A 19,761-nucleotide genomic window follows, 5' to 3' on the forward strand; every position below is an offset into this window, starting at 1 on the left:
AGGGGGTTGGGGGATGACAAAGAAGTTACAAGTTTGAATAGCTTCCCTAAAAGGAGTTAATACTTAATCTTGATTATTTTTTAGTCATCATCAGAAGCTAATCATCCCCCTACCCCCTTCAAAGGGGGACGCAGAAGTACCTAAATAAATAACCGTTTTTAGCCTAGTTTCCAGAAAACAGGCCAAAAACGAACATCAGATAAGAAATTAAAAAGACTAGCTATTAGCATCTAGCTACTAACATCTTAAAAGCATGAAGCAATACCTTACCATAGACGAATGGTCCATCATAGAAGAAGGCTTCCGTCCGGAGTATAATAGAATATCGGAGAGCGTATTCAGTTTGGGCAACGGGCGCATGGGCCAGCGCGCCAACTTTGAGGAAACCTACACCGGCGAGACCCTGCAGGGAAACTACGTGGCCGGTGTGTACTACCCAGACAAAACCCGCGTGGGCTGGTGGAAGAACGGCTATCCAGAATACTTCGCCAAGGTATTAAACGCCGCCAACTGGATTGGCATTGACGTGACCATTGACGGCGAAACCCTGGACCTGCACCACTGCCAGGTGCTGGAATTCAGACGGGAGCTGAACATGCGCGAAGGCTGGTTGGAGCGTACCTTCACGGCGCAGCTGCCCAGCGGCAAGCAAGTGCGCGTGGTGGCCAAGCGCTTTACCAGCATCGTGGACGATGAGGTAGGTGCCATCAAATACTGCCTCACCCCTTTGAACTTCTCGGGCAACATCACCTTCACTCCCTTCGTGGACGTGGACGTGATGAACGCCGATTCTAACTATGACGAGAAGTTCTGGAACGAGGTACAGAAAGAAGCCCAGGGCTTGGAAGGCTATGTGACCGCTGAGACCAAGAAGACCGCTTTCCATGTCTGCACCGGTCAGAAAATCAAGGTGACGCTGGACGGCGAAGAAGTTGCTGTGGACGCCACCACTACGGAGACCTCCAAGTATGTGGCCTCTACCTTTACCGTGGCTGCCAACCAAGACCAAGACCTGATTGTCTATAAAATTGCCGCCAACCTTTCGTCAGAAAACCATCCGAAGGAGCAATTGCTTGCCAACACCAAACAAGTTATCGCTGAGGCTTATGCCAAGGGGTTCCAGCAGTTGCTGTTAGAGCAGATCGACGCCTGGGCCGCCAAGTGGGAAGAAAGCGACATTGTCATTGAAGGCGACGCCGCCGCCCAGCAAGGCATCCGCTTCAACATCTTCCAACTCAACCAAACCTACACCGGCGAGGATGAACGCCTAAACATCGGTCCGAAAGGCTTTACCGGCGAGAAATACGGTGGGTCTACCTACTGGGACACCGAGGCGTACTGCCTTCCGTTCTACTTGGCCACCGCCGACCAACAAGTGGCACGCAACCTCTTGGTGTACCGCTATAAGCATTTGCAGAAAGCCATTGAGAATGCGGAGAAACTGGGCTTTACGAATGGTGCCGCTTTGTACCCCATGGTGACCATCAACGGCGAGGAGTGCCACAATGAGTGGGAAATCACCTTTGAGGAGATTCACCGTAACGGCGCCATTGCGCATGCCATTTATGACTACATTAGGTACACTGGAGATGACGCCTACCTAGCCGAATACGGTGTGGAGGTATTGGTGGGCATCTCCCGGTTCTGGGCACAGCGCGTGAACTGGTCGGCGGCCAAAAACCAGTACGTGATGCTGGGCGTGACCGGCCCGAACGAGTACGAGAACAACGTCAACAACAACTGGTACACGTCCACCATTGCCACCTGGACGCTGGAGTATACGCTCAAAGCCCTGAAGCACGTGCAGGAAACTAACCCATCGCGCTACCAGGAATTGGTGGGCGTCATGAACCTGGACGTAGCCAAGGAAACCGAGCAGTGGCAACACGTGATTGACCACATGTTCTACGCCGAGGACAAGGACCTAGGCATCTTCTTGCAGCAGGACGGATTCCTGGACAAAGAGCAGACCCTAGTAAAAGACCTTCCCGCCGAAGACCGCCCGCTGAACCAGAAATGGTCCTGGGACAGAATCCTGCGCTCGGTGTTCATCAAGCAGGCCGACGTGTTGCAGGGCATCTACCTCTTCGAGGACCGCTATGACCTGGAGACCATCCGGAGAAACTATGACTTCTATGAGCCGCGCACGGTACATGAATCCTCGTTGAGCCCGTGTGTGCACTCCATCCTGGCGGCCAAGCTGGGCGACGAAGAGCGTGCCTATGAGTTTTACCTGCGCACCGCGCGTCTGGATTTGGACGACTACAACAACGACACAGAGGACGGATGCCATACCACCAGCATGGCGGGCACCTGGATGAGCGTGGTACAGGGTTTTGGCGGCATGCGCGTGCGGGACAACCAGCTGCACTTTAATCCTTTCATTCCAGCGGGTTGGTCCAGCTACTCTTTCAAGATTAGGTTCAGAGGCCATCTATTGAATGTGAAAGTGAACAAGGAAGGCGTGGTGATTGAGAACCAGCACATCCAGCCGTTGTCGCTAACTATCTTTGACCAGCCCCAGACCATTGAGGCCAATGGCAAGGTGCAACTGGCGCATCAAGTAGCGTAAAGATGCCGCTTCCGTTTTTGGCCTGTTTTCTTGAATTTAGGCCAAAAACGGAAGCTTTTTTCCTAATAAGAACTGGCGAGAGACTTTAGTCTCGTGACAAGGATGAAGTGAGCCTCCAGACTCACTGGGAAATACCAGTAAAAAATGGAGTCTGGAGACTCCAACCATCTATAGGCACTAGTCTGAAGACTCGCGCCAGAAAGTTGATTTAATGTCATTTTATCAGTTGCACATCATCCTGCTACTTGACACTTGTTACTTGATATCAAAACTATGAAACATAATCAGCGTTCATTCTTGTCTTTAGCTTTGCTGGCGTCGCTGGCGGTTGGCTGTAAATCGTCAGTGCCCGGCTCTACTACCCTCCCTGAAAAAGAAATTACAGAAACTAGTATGACTACTTCTGAAGGTGCCACAGAAACGCCAAACCCCTACACCACGGATGAGGAGGTAACGGACCAGAAACTGGTGATTTACCAGATGATGACCCGCCTATTCGGGAACAAAAAAACGGTGAACAAAACCTATGGCACTCTGCAGGAAAACGGCGTGGGCAAGTTCAATGACATCACGGACAAGGCCCTGCAGGAAATCAAGAAACTGGGCGCCACGCACGTGTGGTACACCGGCGTTCTGGAACACGCGCTCATGACGGATTATACCAAGTTCGGGATTCCCTTGGATGACGCCGATGTCATCAAAGGCCGCGCGGGCTCACCGTATGCCATCAAGGATTACTATGACGTGAACCCAGACTTGGCCGTGGACGTGCGCAAGCGGATGACGGAATTTGAGGCGCTGGTAAAACGTACCCACGGCAACGGCCTGAAGGTGATTATTGACTTTGTGCCCAACCACGTGGCCCGCAAGTACCAGTCAGACGCCAAGCCAGCAGGCGTGGAGGATTTCGGGGCGAAGGATGATGTGACCGTTGGCTTTAAGTCGAGCAACAATTTTTATTATTTGCCTGGTCAGCCCTTGCAAGTGCCTTCTGGGTACAATGCCTTGAGCGCCTCGTTCAAAGGCCCGCAGGAGGACGGCAAGTTCAATGAGAACCCGGCCAAGGCTTCTGGGAATGACGTGTTTAGCGCTACGCCCAGTGTAGATGACTGGTTTGAGACCGTAAAGCTGAACTACGGAGTAGACTACCAGAACAACCGCACCAAGCACTTCTCTCCCACCCCAGACACCTGGCTTAAGATGCGCGACATTCTGATGTACTGGGCAGGTAAAAACGTGGATGGGTTTAGATGCGACATGGCCGAGATGGTACCCGTGGAGTTCTGGGCCTGGGTTATTCCGCAGGTGAAGGCCAAGTACCCAGACATCAAATTTATCGCTGAGATTTACAACCCCAAGGAATACCACAACTACATAAAGACCGGAGGCTTTGACTATCTCTATGACAAGGTGGGCTTGTATGACGGCGTGCGTAGATTGATGGAAAACAAAGGCAAAGGCAATACCGCTGAAATTACTAGAGTCTGGCAAGAGGAAAGCAAAGGCATTTCCAGCCAGATGCTACGCTTCTTGGAAAACCATGACGAGCAGCGCCTGGCCTCTGCTGAGTTTGCCGGCACGCCTTGGGCGGGGGTACCTGCCATGACGGTGAGTGCTACCCTGGGCAGCGGTCCGGTGCTAATTTATTTTGGGCAGGAAGTTGGGGAGCTGGGCAAAGGCCACGAGGGCTTTCAGGGCGAGGACGGCCGCACCACCATCTTTGACTACTGGGGCGTCCCGGCGCACCAGGCCTGGATGAACGGCGGCAAATTTGACGGCGGCAAGCTCACCGAAGACCAACAACGCCTGCGCGAGTTCTACACCAAACTGCTCAACGTCAGCACTAGCCGCGAAGCCATCCGGAAGGGCAAGCTTTATGCCTTGACCGTGCAGGAAGGAGTTGCTCCGGCGGGCACCTACGCCTACATCCGGCATACTGCCAATGAACGTATCTTGGTAGTAGTCAACTTCAACCGCACTGCTTCAGATTTCAGCTTGGCCTTGCCGGCGCAAGCATTGTCTGCGGTGGGAATGGACAACAAAGGCACGCTTATCCTGCAGGACTTGCTCTCCAGCATGCCGCCGTTGTTTCTGGAGCCTTCGGTGAAAACCAATATTACCCTGGCGCCTTTGAGTGCGCACCTGTTTCTATTGCAGAAAAAATAGAAAGAGGCCCCGATTCTCGGCTATTTTTCCCAAATTAAGACAAAACTGACCTAACCCTTTACCTAACAAACGAACCTCCGCTAATGGCACAAACCTTACAGACCGCCTCTACCAAGCCTAGGCTGGGTTTCTGGCAAATCTGGAACATGAACTTCGGGTTCCTGGGCATCCAATTTGGCTTTGCCCTGCAGAACGCCAACGTGAGCCGCATCTTTGAAACCCTGGGCGGCACCGAGATTGCCCTGTACTGGTTGGCCGCCCCGGTAACAGGTTTGCTGGTACAACCCGTTGTAGGCTATTTGAGCGATAGGACCTGGCACCCGGTGTTTGGCAGACGCAAGCCCTTCTTCATGATTGGGGCTCTGCTGGCCTCCTTGTCCTTGCTGGTTATGCCCAACTCGTCTGTCCTTTGGATGGCGGTGGGTATGCTTTGGATCATGGACTCTTCCATCAACATCTCCATGGAGCCGTTTAGAGCCTTGGTGGGTGACTTATTGCCTTCCAGCCAGCGTACCTCGGGCTTCGCGTTCCAGACGTTCTTTATTGGGGTGGGCGCCGTGGTGGCTTCTGCCCTGCCTTGGGTACTGACCAATTGGTTTGATGTGCCCAATACCGCGCCGGCCGGTGAGATTCCGCCTTCGGTGAAGTGGGCCTTCTATCTTGGCGGTGTGGTGTTCTTTTTGACGGTGCTTTGGACGGTCATCAAAACCAAGGAATACCCGCCTGAGGACATGGACGCCTTTGAGCGCGAAAGAAGCGAGACTTCTTTTTGGAACGGCATGCAGGAAACTGTATCGGGCATTTTCAAAATGCCGAAGACTATGTTGCAGTTGGCCATTGTGCAGTTCTTTACGTGGTTCGCGCTGTTTTCTATGTGGATTTTCACCACCCCTGCCATCACCAGTCACCTATACCACACCACAGACAAAGCCTCCAAGCTCTACAACGAAGGCGCTGACTGGGTAGGCATCCTGTTTGCCGTCTACAACGGAGTTTCTGCTATTGCGGCGCTCCTTTTGCCAACCTTGGCCAGAAAAACCAACCGCAAAATGACCCACCTTATCTGCTTGTTAATAGGCGGATTAGGACTTATCTCGTTCTACTTTGTGAGTGACCCTAAGATGTTGATTTTCTCTATGATAGGGGTTGGTATTGCCTGGGCGAGTATTTTGTCTATGCCGTACGCCATCCTGGCAGGCTCTCTGCCTAGCAACCGCATGGGTTACTACATGGGCGTGTTCAACTTCTTTATCGTGATTCCGCAGATTGTAGCCGGTTCCATTCTGGATTTCTTCAACAAAAACGTGTTTGGCGGGGAGTCTATCTATGTGTTGGTATTAGGAGGTTGCTCCATGGTACTGGCAGGCCTGTTGACGCTGCTGGTGAAAGACGTAGATGAGGTGGTGGAGTAGCATTTTCATCTTTTATTAATAAAAACGAAGAAGCCCCAGCATTGAGCTGGGGCTTCTTCGTTTTTGGCCTATTTTCTGGAAAACAGGCTAAAAACGAACATTATCCCTGCCTCTACCTTAAACCTGCTTTCCCTTGAAGACTAAGCATTTCTTATTTAAGGAGATAGGGGGCAATGATAGATTGCCAGATGGTGTATCCTTCGGGTTGCATGTGCAGGCGGTCCTGGACGTAGAGTTCCTCGCGCATATTTCCTTCCTTGTCCAGCATGGCGCCATAGATGTCAATAAAGTCACTGTTCTTCTGCTTTCTGAGGAAGCGCTTGATGTCCTTGTTGACCTGTTTTACCTTTCCTTGTATAAGGGCGCGGCTGGGGCTGGGCTTGATACTGACATAGCTGATTCTTGCAGTTGGCAGATTGCTCCTGATGATGCCAAACAAGGTCTTGAACCTGCGTACCGCTTCATCTGAGGAAATGCTGTCTGCCGAGGCCAAATCGTTTTCGCCGCAGTAAATGACCACCTGCTTGGGTTGGTACGGCAGGATGATGTCATAGGCGTACTTTATCACATCCACCAATGTTGAGCCGCCAAAACCTCTGTTTAGGATGGGATAGCCCGGGAAACTTTTCTGGAGGTTATTCCATCTGGTGAAGGAGGAACTCCCTACAAACAGAATAGGATTGGCCGGGGGGCGCTGGCTCTCATCCTGCTTTTTAAAGGATACTATATCTGGCCAAAACGCCGGCGCGGTTTGCGCCTTTACAGATTCTAGGTTAAGAGCTAAGAATAAGATGAGGAAGAAAACTTTTTTCATGCGCTATAAAGAGGTTAGTACTAGTCTAAAAATTAACAGAAGAAGAACTTGAGCTGTAATCTAACATGTAAACAAAACAGACCCAGTTCTGGCCGGGTCTGTTTTTATTTAAGTGATATATCCTTAGTTAGGTAGTCAATTACTTTTTTACCAAGACAACTAGATCCATTGGTTTCACCTGTACTTGCTTCCTCTTCTTTTTTGTAAAGGCATCTTTGAACTTGCCATTATTCAAAAGACTATGCGTAAAATCAGCCGTTTGTTCTCCCCTATTAAGGACTACAATTACTTCTTCTTGCCCTAGCTTACGGCTGAAGGCATAAAGTTTTTTAGCGTCATCCATCTGAAGAGTGGTATAATCGCCTAGTCTAATAGACTTGTATTTGTGGCGCAAAGAGATAAACTTCTTGTACCAATTTAACAGGTCCTGATTGAAAACCACCGCGTCCGGGTCATGCTTGCTTTGGTCGGGGTTGTGGGTCTCTGGCTCATATTTTAGATTTTGCCACACCATGGGCTTGCGGCAGTCTGGGTCATTGCTTCCCCACATGCCGGCCTCATCGCCGTAGTAAATCATAGGTGCGCCCACATACAACATTTGGAAAGCGGCAATCAGCTTCTGCTTTTGCAGTTGCGCAGGCGTAGGTTTGCGGGCATTGTAAGTTTTATTGTTGCTCTTTTGGCTCCAGTTAAAGTATTTACCCCAGTTGCCAAACCGCTCTCCGTCAGGGTTGGCCACGGCACTGCCTAGGCGGGTAGCGTCATGACTGTCCATCAGGTTCTGCATATTGTAAGCCACGCCCGGCCCAAACACTTCACGTAGCTCTCTCAATTTTGCATCAAACTGCGTGACCGTTGTTGCCTTCTTATCCTGCACCATAAAGTCATGCACGATAAAGGCAAAATTGTAATTCATGGTGGCATCAAATTCATCACCGCTTAAATAGGGCTTGGTCTCGTCAATGGAGAATACCAGTTCTGCGGTCATGTAGGCGTTAGGATTAATGCTGCGTACGTGCTTGCGCCAGTCCTTCCAGAAGGCATGCCCTACGTCATACGCCACATCCAGTCGCCAGCCGTCAATGCCGTGGGCTATGCCTTTATCCATCGGGTTCATCCAGCGCTTGGTGGCGTTGAAGATGTATTCCTTAGGACCAGTCACAATACCAGTGCTGTCTTCTTTAAACTCTGGTAGGGTACTCACGCCAAACCAACCTTTGTATTTAAAGGGAATGCCTTTGGCCTCATCCCGCCAACTTTGCACTATGAACCAGTCTTTATAGGCAGAGGCCTGTTGCTTTTTCATTAAGTCCTGGAAAGCGAAACTGTTCAAGCCAATATGGTTGAACACGCCGTCAAAGATGATGTACATCTTGCGCTTATGCACTTCCTCAATTAGTTTAAGCGCCAACTTATCTGCGCTGGTCCAAGCCCAGGTAGAAGGGTCTAATGGATTCTCCCTAGCTATAAGCAGTTTATCTCCCTCGGGATCTGGGCCAAAAGTTGGATCAATGTGATGGTAGGACAAGGCATCATACTTATGGGAGGATGGTGCCCAAAACACAGGGTTCATGTAAATAGCATTGACGCCCAGTGATTGCAGGTAATCAAGTTTATCTATTACACCCTGCAAATCACCCCCGTAGCGGCGGCGCTGCAGATTGAAGTAAATATCCTTGCCATTCTTCACCTCATACGGTTGTAATTTATACCAATCACTTGTCCAAGGATGAATCTGAAAGGCCGACGAATCATCAAATGGATAAGCACCGCTTTGGTCTTCTACTTTAGGGTCGTTGCTCTTATCGCCATTATGAAACCTATCTGGAAAGATTTGATACCAAACCACCCCTTTGCTCCAGTCAGGAGTGAAGTCTTTTTGTGCTAACGCCGGTACTGCACTTAACAAGAGTACTAGTAAGGCACCTATGGATAAAATATTCTTTACCATTCAGAATTCTTTTCTACTTTAACTTTCCTTATTACTTCTTCAAAATGACGCTGGTGTAAGCAGGAATTGTCAGGATTGATTTATCAAGATTTGCTTTACCAGTTACGTGCTGTACTTTGTTATAAGCCTTTACACCTTCAGGCAATGTTACCCTTACTTCTGCCCCAGATAGATTATGCACCACAAATAAGGATTCTTGTTTAGTAGTTCTGGTAAAGCCACTTAAGGAAGCCGAACCTAATTGAACAGGCACCAAATCTCCATAAGTTAGCGCATGGCTATTGTTCCTTAGCTTGATGAGTTGTTTATAATGATTGTACAAAGAGTTCTTGTCTTTTACCTGAATTGAGACTGGGGCCACGGTTTTCTCAGTGGTAAATTCTGGCTTCATCCATTTGGTGCGGCTCTTGTCTTTGCTGGCCACATCCCACAAGAAAGGCTCTCTGATGTTTGGATCTGGTTTGGTGCCTAGCATGCCCAGCTCTTCGCCGTAATATAAGTAAGGAGAGCCTGGCAAGGTTAAGAGAATAGAAGCAGCCACCTTGGCCTTGTTTTGATCACCTTTCAGTTCACTCATGATCCGGTTCTGGTCATGGTTACTCAAAATGGTGGCGTCTATAAACTCTGGGTTCACTGAATTGTAGAAATTGGTAATCTTGGCGTGTTTGATGGACAATGAATCTCCCCTTCCTTGGTTAAGGGCCTTTAAGATGTCCCAGCTCATTTCAAAGTTGAATAGGGCTGGCAAGCCTTTCATGTAAGGAGCCACAATGTCTGATGTAGCCCATACCTCCCCTACCAGGTACACGTCTGGCTTGGCCTTTACCATTTCATTTCTGAAATACTCCCACCAGCGGTGGTTGTCGTAAGGCCGTTCATCTGGGAAGATATGGCGTGCAGCGTCTAATCTAAAACCATCCACGCCCACGTCTTGTAACCAATAGCGGCCAATTTTAAATATTTCATTGCGCAACTTAGGGCTGTCAAAATTCAGGTCTGGCATGCCACCGTAGAAATAACCATAATACAGGTAGTCACTACCTGGCACAGTGTGCCAGTGCTGGGTATTGCCAGAGTCTCCGCCGGTTACTTTGCCCTCTTTCTGGGCCTGGGGATCAGTTTTATGGGTCCAGACGTAATAATCGCGGTACAGGCTGTTCTCGTTTTTGGCAGCATCTTTAAACCAGGGGTGCTCACTGGACGAATGGTTGATCACCATGTCCATGACCACGTTGATCCCGCGTTTATGGGCTTCTTTTACAAACTCCTTAAAGTCTGCCATGGTGCCGTAGTCTGGGTGGATGCCGTAATAATCTGTGACATCATATTTGTGATAAGAAGGCGAAGGGTTGATGGGCATCAGCCAAACGCCTTCCACTCCCAGGTCTTTCAGGTAGTCCAATTTGGAAGTCATGCCCTTTATGTCACCAATGCCATCACCGTTAGAATCGGCGAAGGACTGCACAAAAATCTCATAGGTGACGCCTCTGGGCCATTTGCTTGCCTTTCCTGATTGCGCCTGGGCTGTGCCATTCAAGACCAATGCACAGAAAAGCATGGACAACACGGCCAATGATTGAGTGATAGATATTTTTTTCATAGACAGAATGGGTGTGAGTTTTAATACAAGGAGGTGACTTCTTACCGCAGGTTTTGATAATAACCAAATAGCGGTTATCGTTCCTTTTAAAAATTTATACAGGTTGTAATTACTTGATTAATGGGCTACTACCAAACGCTTGACGGTGGTTACATCACCAGACGACACTTTTACAAAGTAGGTGCCATTGGCTAACGGCTGGGTATCAAATGAATAACTGGTGCCTTTAAATTGTACTTTAGATAACATCCTTCCAGTCATATCAAACAGTTGAATGGTAGTAGTATGCGAAGCCTTGTCGCCAAGAGTTACAGTTACTTTATCAGCGGTAGGGTTAGGGTATAGTTGTACAGCCAGCGCTGGTTTTTCATCAGCCAGCCCCGTAGTGGTTTCTTTAGATACTAATACTATCCAGGTTTGATTTGCGCCTAAAGATGATGCAGAAGGAGACCAATTAGAGAATGCTCCTTGCGCGTTTAACGTCACCGTGCCCATGACAGTACCGGTGTAAAGCTCTGTTACCTTGTAGGTGCCTGCAGACAAAGTTGACACAGGTAAAGAAACGCTAGGACCCGATATGGCATCACTCCCAAAGTTAGACACCATGATAACGGCTTCTTGCTCATACACTCTTCCGTAACTGAAAATGGACGTATTACCGGTGGTAAGCTCTGTGTGATACCCTTTTCTAAGCGCCGGCTGGGCGTTTCTGATATGGATAAGCTTCTTGTAGTGGTTTAAAAGAGAACCTGGGTCTGCGGCAAGGGTCTGTACGTTAAACTGTGCAAAGTTAGGGTTAAGCGCCCGCCAAGGCGTGCCTGTGGTAAAACCTGCTTTAGCCCCTGGGGTCCACTGCATGGGTTTGCGCTTGTCTTCATCCACCCCTGACCCTTGCATGCCCACTTCTTCACCGTAATACAAGAAAGGCACTCCAGGCATGGTAAGGTAAAGAGAAGCGGCTTGTTTCATCTGCGCCAAATTTCCTCCCAATTCATCCATGATTCTGTTTTGGTCATGATTGGTTAAAAAGGTAGCATACTGCAAACGCGGATAAAGTCTGTTCACCAAGTTTAGTTGGTTTTTAAGCGAGGCAGGATTATTGCTCTTCACTGAATTAATGATGGACAAGGCCAAGTCAAATTCAAAGCACACATCCAATCTGTCATTTTGCACATAAGGCACAACTGATGAGGTATTGGACCAAGCCTCTCCAACCGTGAATGCACTAGCCTTTGCTTGTTTAGCTACTTGGTTAAATTCATGGAGGATATTAAAGGTCTCAGGAGTGTTTTCTAATTGAGAGCCGTCCTCATCTAAATACTTGACCGCATCAATGCGATACCCATCCACTCCTTTATCTAACCAGAAGCGCGTAATGTCCCACATGGTATTCTTAAGTTGTGGACTGCTCCAATTTAAATCTGGCATTCCGCTGTAAAAGATGCCGTAGTAGTAACTTCCGTTTTTTTGATGCCATACGTTTTGGCCCCACGGTCCTACCGTACCGGGATTGGAGTTTGACCAAACATACCAGTCTCTGTAAGCATTGGTATTATTGCTCGCCGACTGCTGAAACCAAGGGTGTTGATCTGAGGAGTGGTTCATGACAAAGTCTATGATCACCTTTATACCCCGGGCATGTGCCGCTGCTAAAAATTCCTCAAACTCTGCCATGGTGCCATAGTCAGATTCTGTTGCATAGTAATTAGTGACATCATAGCCGTGGTAACTAGGCGACTCCATCATGGGCATGAGCCAGATACCTGTAATGCCCAAATCTGTAGTGGTGGTGGGATTACCGTCATTTAAGTAATCCAACTTTTGGATAAGACCCTTAAAATCACCTTTTCCATCTCCGTTGCTATCGTAAAAGCTTCGCACAAATACCTCATAGAAGACAGCATCATTCCACCAAAACGTAGAATAGTCTGTGGACACTGGGATGGTGCCAGAAGTGGAGCAAGAACTGAATATAAAGGAGGGAGTTATAACCGAAGTGGTGGCATCAATGGACCTATTGAAAATATTATTCCCTCCCGAGACACCGCATGCACTGGGTACACTTTCTGCACCAGTACTTGTGTTTCCGTTCACATATTTATATTGAAACAAACCACCCGTAGGCAAAGAGACGCTTACTGAATATATGCCATCTGCGTCTTGGTCTGTCATAGGGATGGCAACAGGATTCCAGTCTGTACCGTATCCTGCCATGGCTTGAAAATTACTCATTACATGAACGCCTGCAGAAGCAACCGTCTGTTGACGCATGTCTACAGAGAAGGTAATCTGAGTATTGCAACTGGCAAAAGTGACGATTGGCAGACGTAGGTCTGTGGCCCCTACAGACACTTGCCTGTTAATGTTACCAGTTCCATCTTTTAGGCCGCAAGACTCAGGCACCAGCTCTGGCTGAGGGACTTGCCAGGTACTACCGTTTATAAATTTGTATTGGTAAACACCTGCCGGTAGCGCTAGGGTAATTTCATATACTTTATCCCCATCAGGATCTGTCAATAAGGTAGAGGCTGGATTCCAGTCTGCTCCAAAACCAGCTTCAGATTGTAAAGACCCCGCCAGGTGTACGCCATTTGGAGACACCGTCTGTTGCCTCATGTCTACTCTAAAAGTGACACGAGGTTGTTGGGCTTGTACTGCCAGTATAGAGACAATCCAAAAAAAACTAAATGTTAAAAGGATTTTCATAAAAACAGGTATTCAAATAACAATACACTTAGAGATAGCTTTTACACAAAACCCTTTAAGTTTTTGGGTAAAGATTATGACACTTTATAAGAATCCTAAAAAAAAAAAGGGACAGCTTATCACCTGTTTAGGTTTATGCTATCCCATTTTTCTTTAAAATTCTAAGTTTCTAAACTCAATAGAATAACCTTAAACGTTATACTTTGGTTAGTTTGTAAGTTCCGGTACCAGTAGTAAAATCTACCTCAATTTTATATTTGCCTGCAGCAAGGCCTTTAGTAGATAAATTTGGGCCGTTACCTTGAAGGTCAAATGTTCCTTGGGCAGATGTTCCTGTGCCAAATGCCCATTTATCACCCCATTGGTTATAATCTGGTAACAACAAATACTCACTGTCTGCTTTCAAATCAATAGTGATAGAATATTTACCGGGAGCAGTTCTAGTAAAGTCCTGTCCAGAAGAAACTCCCCAGTCGCCCGGAGTAGCACCACCCACAATAACTATTTTATTGCCAAGTGTAAATCCTGCATCTCCAAAGGTACCAATGGTAACGCGTACCGGATTTGTTTTACCATCCCATACAGCAGATTGCACAAACCCATATCTGTTTTTACCTGTTGCAGAGGCAGATCCTTTGACTACCACATATTCTACACCTGTCTTTTTAGGAACTGCCGCAGCAATTTTATTAGTGCCTTCAAAAGCTACCATTTTAACCGCGTTGGTCAAGTTAGAAGCTCCTTTTTCAACTACATAATAATCACCACTTTTTGCGTCAATGCTATTATCCAGCGTGGCAACAAGAGTCATCATACCAGATTTAACAGCATCACCAGGAATGTTTAAAATCTCACTGGTTGGGTTTGTAGGAGTTACTGTAGGCAGATCTTTCCAGTTAAAGGCAGTGGCATTGAAAGTTGCCTCACCATTATATGTAAAGTCAGAATATTCAGCACCTGCTGCAGTGGTCATCTGCTTATCCCAAGTTCCGCGAGTGATTTTGAATTTATCACCAGAAACCAAGTTCATGGCAATCTCATAGCAAGTTGGGCTAAGTTGAGTAAACTTATGAGGTCCACCACCACCATCCCAGTCAGATCCACCTTCACGGGAGCCAAAGCTACCTGTCAGGTAAACTGTTCTGTCACTTGCTGGAAGGGTTGCGCCATTAGGCACATACAAACGAATCCAAACAGTTTTGCCAGCTGGTAATCTATCTGTATAGTTACACAGCACGGGCTCCATGTTGTTGATGACGTTAATGTTGTACGTACCTACTGTTTGCTCACCGTCTTTGCTAATCATTTTATAATCAACAGTGTACAAGCCTGAAGGAGCTTTATCATTGCCAGGGAATTTCACATTCATGTTCACGCGGTTCAAGCTGTTAGACTTGATATTACTGAGCGTGTTTGTAGCAATAACATTGGTAGTTCCTTGTTTCATTACTTCCACAATAACCTTTTCAAGATCAGTAGCAGAAGCGGTAAATGAAACTGGAATGGCAGGACTTGCATCTGACAGGACTACCAAGTCATACTCTTGGTTTTTAACTTCCTGGAACATGGTGTCCACTTCATCTTCATTACAACCCCAGATGAACACACTCATCAGGAGACTGAAGAATAGGAAATAGTTCTTAAAATTTTTCATATGAATGTAAGTTAAAGGCTTAATAACCTGGGTTCTGCTTTAAAGTTGGATTATTAGAAATCGCTTCTGCAGGAATAGGGAATAATTTGTATTTATCAGCACTGGCGGCCTTGAAAGCACGGGCAGCAGTAAATGTTCCAAATCTTATCATATCCTGACGACGGTGCCCTTCCCAAACTAGTTCACGGCCTCTCTCGTCATAGATTTCATTCAAAGTCAATGTACCTGTAAGATTAGCAAGACCTGCACGGTTTCTAACTTGGTTTACTAATGCTCTTGCCGTTGCCTGGTCGCCGTTACTTCTAAGTAATGCCTCAGCCTTAGTCAACAAAATGTCAGCATACCGGTAAACTGGGAAGTCATTAGACGTACTTTCATTGCCTACAAAAGGAGCTACTGGCAAGTACTTGGCATTTCTTGCACCATCTGTAATTCCTGCATTGTCAATAGAAGAAATGTTCAGGTTGTAGGATACTCCCCCAGGTTGCGGTCCAATGAACCACTGGTCCTTGCGCTTGTCAGCGTCATCATATTTATTGATGAAGTCTTGATGAACAGTAGCACCGTTCCATCCACTAAAGCCAAACAAGGCATTTGCGTGTGGACCATGTAGTGTACGGATTCCAATAATGTTACGAGGTGCCGTTAGCGCATCTACGTAAACTGCCAAAATCACTTCTTGATCAGGAAGTCTATCACCAAAAATGGCTTGTGCTCCTGCATTGTCATACAGAGTAGGCACTAAGGAGAATCCACCTTCGTTTATTACTTTGTCAGACGCGGCAATAGCATCAGCCCAACGCTGTGTACCAGTGTACACTTGTGCATTCAAGTACAGTTTGCCTAGCAAGGCATATCCTGCCCACTTATTAAATCTACCATAGAACTGACCACCTTTGGCGGTTGTCAATAGATCCACATTGCTTTTAAGCTCACTTTCAATGAACTTAAACACTTCTGCACGCGGTGTTTGTGGAATCTGATCTACTGTCACATTGTTTTCTGTATAGAAAGGAACATCTCCCCATCCATCCATTAACATGTAATAAAAGTAGGCTCTCAAAACTTTTGCTTCGGCAATTCTTGCAGGATCTGCGTTTGCTTTAGTTAAAAGCTCTACAGCTAAGTTGGCTTTGAAAATACTTCTGTATAACCAGTTCCAGGTATTGCCAATAAATTCTTGAGAACCAGTCCAGGTGTGTTGGTACATGGCGCGCCAAATACCGTTATCATCCCAAGCGCCGTCAGCACGTCTTGGAATCAACATTTCATCTGTAGAAGACTCGTTCAAGTCAAACCATCCTCTATCTGCACCGGCAATCCCTTTGCCATTCCAGTCGCCTCTTACCTCATTGTAAATATTGGCTAAGGCCGCGTTTACACCAGCTTCAGTAGCATAGAAATCATCTGCTACCTGTTGGCCATAAATACCCTCATCCAAATCTGTACATCCAACAAAAAAGGCAGATGCAAAAATCAAGGCTGAATAAAATATCTTTTTCATAAAATGATTTTAATGATTTGCCAGGTGGCCTCTGTTTTAGAAGCTAAAACAGAGCCACTTGGTTCAATTTTTAGAAGGTTGCGTTAATCCCTAAAGCAAAGCTGCGAGTACGAGGATAAATGCCATAATCAACACCAAATCCTGATCCACCACTAGTGCTCAACTCTGGGTCAATACCAGAGTAATCTGTGATCACAAATAGGTTGTTAGCAGTAAAGGATAATCTTAAGTTTTTAATAGCCCCAAACTTGGTGGTATTCACATTATAACCAAGGGTAAGGTTTTCTAAACGTGCAAAATCTCCATCCTCCAACCAGTAATCAGTGGCATAAGTCAAGTTATTGATGCCGTCTTCTAAAGCACTCTTCAACATGTTAGTCTGACCAAAGCTACCCAAAGCGCTCATGGTGGCTCTTCTGGCATTGAAAATCTTGTGGCCATGAGCTCCTCTCAAAACCATATTCAAGTCAAAGCTCTTATAGCGTGCAGATGGCGTAAAAGCCCAAGTAAATTTAGGCAAGGCCTGACCCGCTACGTAACGGTCTGGGTTTTCTCTGTTACCATCAGAAATGATACCGTCACCGTTCAAATCATCAATAATCTGATTGCCATTAGCATCTACACCTGCGTGCTTGAATAAATAGAAAGTTCCAAGGCTCTGACCAATGATTAAGTGAGAGATGGCGTTATTGGTTGAAGCTACACCAGTGGTACCTCCTGAAGCCCAAACTACATAGTCAGTTTCTAACGGAAGGCCGTTCAAAGAACCACTTAATTCTTTTACTTCGGTTTTAGTGGTGGCTACGTTTCCAGCCAAGGTCACGCCTACGTTCTCTTTATCAATTAAAGCATAGCTAAGGCTAGCCTCAAGTCCTTTGTTCATGATCTCGCCAATATTGGCTTTGATGGTTCCAAAAGGATAAGGAGGTTGCGGTACTGCGTAGTCAAAAAGAAGATCACTGGTTAACCCATAGTAACCATCAAGTGTACCAGATAGCTTTCCTTCAAAGAAGCCAAAATCAATGCCTGCGTTATACATCTTTTTCACTTCCCAGCGCAGGTCTCTGTTTTCATTTTGAGTGATAGAGAAGTTAGGAATTACAGAGCCACCAAAGAACACTGTTCCGTCATTATTTACCAGACGTACAGAGTTTAATGGGCCTAGTCCTTGCTGGTTTCCAGTCTCGCCATATCCAACTCTAAATTTAAGGTCATTCATCACGTCTAATCCAGACATGAAGGCTTCTTCAGAAACTCTCCAGGCCCCTGAGAAAGAGTAGAAATTAGCCCATTTGTTGTTGGCACCAAAAACAGAGGAACCATCACGTCTAAAGCTGGCGCTTAACATGTATTTGTCCATGAAAGAATAATTAACCCTTCCTAAGAAAGAAGCCAATGTTCTGTCAGACTTGTAAGAGGTAATGTTGCCAGCTTGGAACAAAGTAGGATCAGATGACTGCAAGGTGCTTAGGTTGTTTTCAGAATCAACTGTAAAACCTCTGGCAGATGCTCTAAAACCGTTATAAACCTGCTGCTGCCACTCATTAACGCCAATCACGTCAATGCTGTGATTGCCAAAATCCTTCTTATAATTTAAAATGAAGTTGAACAGCTTCTCATCGGAAGAATTAAGTTCTCTGGTAGCAATGCCATCTGGCAAGTTCTGGATATACAAATCTCTTTCGGCGCCAGTAAGATTGGCTGGTACTACCCCAAGGTTTCTAGCGTTTTCTTGAGTTGTTCTAGCAGAGATGTAATTTTGGTACTCACGGTCAGTTTTGCGCCATGATCCAAAACCTGTAGCAGTTAATCCATTGAAAATGGTGTACTCTGCACGTAAGCTACCAAACAAGTTATTGGTTCTGTCACCGTCTACAATTTCATTTGTGCGGGCTACCGGGTTAAGGTAGTTGAAACCATTTGGATCAATAAAATAAGGACCAGTGTCTTTATTCAAAGGATTTTCAACGTAAATAGGGTCTGTAGGTCTGCGATTAATGGCTTCCCCAATTCTTCCACCGTTATTAAAATCGTTGGTAAGAAGTGAAGTGTTTAGGTTGAAGGTTAAGGCTAATTTGTCCTTAAAGGCAGATTGCGTCCCTTGAAAGCGGGCAATGTAGTTCTCTGAGTTAGACTTCTTGATAATACCTTGTTGTAGGATACCAGTCAAAGACGTTCTGTAGCTAAAGTTTTCTGTTCCGCCAGAAACTGCCAAGTTATGGGTGGTGGTATATCCTCTTCTAGTAATGGCATCTACCCAGTCAGTATCACCACCAAAATCATAAGAGTTTTCAATACCTCTAGCTGTAGCAGCTGCTCTGTATTCTGAGGCATTAAGAAGGTCGTAGTTTTTAGCAATAGTTTCTATTGAAGCTACGCCGCTGTATTCAATTGATGTTTCACCAATCTTACCTTTTTTAGTAGTCACCAAAACCACACCGGCAGCACCTCTAGAACCATATATGGCTGTAGCAGACGCATCTTTCAAGATTTCCATAGAGGCAATCTCGCTTGGTGGAATTTGTTTTAACAGGTTAAGATCACCTTGAATACCATCTACTACTACAAGTGGATCGTTCCCTCCAATTAAGGAAGTTATTCCTCTAATCCGGATGCTTGGAGCCTGGCCTGGCTCACTACCAACTTGGTTAATGTTTACCCCGGCAGCTCTACCATTAATTTGTTGCAATGGGTTGGTGATAGGACCTGCGTTAAAGTCCTTCTCGTCTAAGGAAGCAACAGAACCTGTTACGTCTCTTTTGTTCTGAGTACCATATCCCACCACAATGATTTCATCTAGCGCCTTGGCGTCAGAAGCTAAATTAACATTCACTGTGGACTGACCTGCAAGGGCTACTTCTTTAGAAAGGTAACCAATATAAGAGAATACAAGTGTGCCGTTAGCTTGAGCATCAGTCACAGTAAGGGAGTAACGGCCTTCAGCATCTGTAGAGGTGCCATTGGTGGTACCTTTTAATACTACAGTGACTCCAGGTAACGGGCTGTTACCTTCACCGGTCACAGTTCCAGAAACATTTCTCTGCTGGGCCTGCACCAACCCGCTGCACAGAAACAAGAAGACAGTGGCTACTACCAGAAACGAGGATTTCTGAAACAGCCGTTTGCCCTGCGGTCCATGACTGGGAGGCAAATTTTTGAGTAGTAATTTAAACATAGATAAAGGTTTAGGAATGATAGTTTAAAAAAGGTGAATTCAAATCTCAGACCTTGTTAGGTAAATAATTGTTGTTCAATTAATTACGTTTACCACCAACTTTTGGCAATCGATTTCCTTAGCGATTTACCAACTTATTGGCTAATTCCAAAGCGTTTTGCCTACAAAAAAGGAATATATTTTAAGGATTTTCTAAAATTAGCGCTT

10 protein-coding genes are annotated in these 19,761 nt (G+C 46.3%); 3 read left to right on the forward strand and 7 right to left on the reverse strand.

The annotated features are described in order from the left end of the window. Positions 1-253: 253 nt before the first annotated feature. From ABD880_RS04780 to ABD880_RS04790, 3 genes are all read left to right on the forward strand, one after another. On the forward strand, positions 254-2,572 hold the full coding sequence (locus tag ABD880_RS04780) for a glycoside hydrolase family 65 protein (RefSeq protein WP_345162880.1): 2,319 nt from the start codon (positions 254-256) through the stop codon (positions 2,570-2,572). A 393-nt stretch (positions 2,573-2,965) separates the two neighbouring features. Then, entirely contained in the window at positions 2,966-4,738 is a 1,773-nt protein-coding gene (locus ABD880_RS04785) for an alpha-amylase family protein (RefSeq protein WP_425575825.1), read from the forward strand. Between the two features lie 83 nt (positions 4,739-4,821). Beyond that, on the forward strand, positions 4,822-6,150 hold the full coding sequence (locus tag ABD880_RS04790) for an MFS transporter (protein ID WP_345162883.1): 1,329 nt from the start codon (positions 4,822-4,824) through the stop codon (positions 6,148-6,150). Positions 6,151-6,301: 151 nt separating this feature from the next. Here the strand turns inward: ABD880_RS04790 and ABD880_RS04795 are convergent, their stop codons facing one another. The 7 genes from ABD880_RS04795 to ABD880_RS04825 form a co-directional block, all read right to left on the reverse strand. Beyond that, positions 6,302-6,964 carry a GDSL-type esterase/lipase family protein gene (locus ABD880_RS04795; RefSeq protein ID WP_345162886.1) on the reverse strand — a complete coding sequence of 221 codons (663 nt, stop codon included), beginning with the start codon at positions 6,962-6,964 and terminating at the stop codon, positions 6,302-6,304. A 139-nt stretch (positions 6,965-7,103) separates the two neighbouring features. Then, complete coding sequence (locus tag ABD880_RS04800) at positions 7,104-8,915, reverse strand: glycoside hydrolase family 13 protein (RefSeq protein WP_345162889.1); 1,812 nt, start codon at positions 8,913-8,915, stop codon at positions 7,104-7,106. A 31-nt stretch (positions 8,916-8,946) separates the two neighbouring features. After that, entirely contained in the window at positions 8,947-10,515 is a 1,569-nt protein-coding gene (locus ABD880_RS04805) for an alpha-amylase family glycosyl hydrolase (RefSeq protein ID WP_345162892.1), read from the reverse strand. 117 nt (positions 10,516-10,632) lie between these two features. Then, positions 10,633-13,221 (reverse strand): alpha-amylase family glycosyl hydrolase, encoded by a 2,589-nt coding sequence (locus ABD880_RS04810; RefSeq protein WP_345162897.1) that lies wholly within the window; start codon positions 13,219-13,221, stop codon positions 10,633-10,635. A 196-nt stretch (positions 13,222-13,417) separates the two neighbouring features. Next, positions 13,418-14,875, reverse strand: a complete 1,458-nt coding sequence (locus ABD880_RS04815; protein WP_345162900.1) for a copper resistance protein CopC — start codon at positions 14,873-14,875, stop codon at positions 13,418-13,420. Between the two features lie 19 nt (positions 14,876-14,894). Then, complete coding sequence (locus tag ABD880_RS04820) at positions 14,895-16,379, reverse strand: RagB/SusD family nutrient uptake outer membrane protein (protein WP_345162903.1); 1,485 nt, start codon at positions 16,377-16,379, stop codon at positions 14,895-14,897. Positions 16,380-16,449: 70 nt separating this feature from the next. Beyond that, on the reverse strand, positions 16,450-19,554 hold the full coding sequence (locus ABD880_RS04825; RefSeq protein ID WP_345162906.1) for a SusC/RagA family TonB-linked outer membrane protein: 3,105 nt from the start codon (positions 19,552-19,554) through the stop codon (positions 16,450-16,452). Positions 19,555-19,761 lie beyond the last annotated feature (207 nt).

Origin of the sequence: Nibribacter koreensis, from assembly GCF_039541795.1 — a bacterium.
In the GTDB taxonomy this organism is placed as follows: Bacteria; Bacteroidota; Bacteroidia; order Cytophagales; family Hymenobacteraceae; genus Nibribacter; species Nibribacter koreensis.